Origin of the sequence: Kitasatospora sp. NPDC056181, assembly GCF_042266225.1 — a bacterium.
Lineage (GTDB): Bacteria > Actinomycetota > Actinomycetes > Streptomycetales > Streptomycetaceae > Kitasatospora.
In genome coordinates this window covers 1-1,379 of the sequence record NZ_JBHJUK010000343.1, presented here as the reverse complement: position 1 = coordinate 1,379, position 1,379 = coordinate 1, and the positions used below count along the sequence as shown (strand labels likewise).

Here is a 1,379-nt window from a genome sequence, read left to right as displayed (position 1 = left end):
TCCTGGAGGAACGCCTGGAGCATGGAGGGGATGAAGTGCGTGACGGTGACGCCTTCGGTGTTGATCAGCTCGGCGAGGTAGGCGGGGTCGCGGTGTCCGTCGGGCTTGGCCATGACGAGGGTGGCGCCGCAGGTCAGCGGCCAGAAGAACTCCCAGACCGAGACGTCGAAGCCGTAGGGCGTCTTCTGGAGGACCCGGTCCGAGGCGTCGAGCGGGTACTCGGCCTGCATCCAGGCGAGCCTGTTGACGATGCCGCGGTGGGCGAGCGCCACGCCCTTGGGGGTCCCGGTGGAGCCGGAGGTGTAGATGAGATAGGCCGGGTGCTCGGGCAGCAGACGGGGCCGGGGGGCGTGTCCGGGGCGGTCCGTGAGCAGTGCCTGCGTGCCGGGCTCGTCCAGGACGAGGCGGGGGAGGTTCTCGGTTTCGGGGAGGAGGTGGCTGGTGGGGGTGTGGGTGAGCACGCACTGCGGCGCCGAGTCGCGGAGCATCCGGGTGATGCGTTCGGCGGGGTACTGCGGGTCGACGGGGACGTAGGCGGCGCCGGCCTTCACGGCGGCGAGCAGGGCGAGGACCATGTCGGTCGAGCGCTCCATGAACACCGCCACCCGCGACTCCGGGCCGACGCCCTGCTCGGTGAGCAGGTGGGCGAGCCGGTTCGCGCGGGTGTCGAGCTCGGCATAGGTGAGCCGGGTGTCGCCGCAGACCAGCGCGACCGCGTCCGGGGTCCGCCCGGCCTGCGCGCTCAGCAGCTCGGGCAGCGTCGCCCCGGCCAGGGGGCGGGCGGTGTCGTTCCACTCCACCAGGACGCGCTCGCGCTCCCCGGCGGACAGGACCTGCACCCGGTCGACGGGGTCGGCCGGGCGGGTGGTGACCGCGTCCAGCACCCGCACGAACCGCTCCGCGATCGCCTCGACGGTGCCGTGCTCGAACAGATCGGTGGCATAGCCGAGTTGGCCGCTGATGCCGCGGGGGCGGGCGTGGTCGCCGAAGGTCTCCCGCAGGGTCAGGGAGAGGTCGAACTTCTCCGGCGGTTGCGGGCCGGGGACGACGGTGGTGTTGAGGCCGGGCAGGTCGAGATCCGGGTCGGTGTTGTTCTGGAGGGCGAGCATGACCTGGAAGAGGGGGTGGCGGGCCATGGAGCGGGCGGGGGCGAGTTCCTCGACGAGGCGCTCGAAGGGCACGTCCTGGTGGGCGTAGGCGTCCAGGGCGCGTTCGCGGACGCGCCGCAGGACCTCGCCGAACGACGGGCTCCCCGACACGTCCGTCCGCAGCACCAGCGTGTTCACGAAGAACCCGACGAGGTCGTCGAGGGCTTGGTCGGTGCGGCCGGCGACGGGGGTGCCGATGGGCAGGTCGTCTCCGGCGCCGAGGCGGGAGAG

Annotated in this window: 1 protein-coding gene; it reads right to left on the bottom strand. The window is 72.6% G+C overall.

Going from position 1 to position 1,379, the window contains the following annotated elements; genetic code table 11:
• The coding region (locus ACFC1F_RS43410; RefSeq protein ID WP_376167355.1) for an AMP-binding protein at positions 1–1,379 on the bottom strand (1,379 nt) is incomplete at both ends.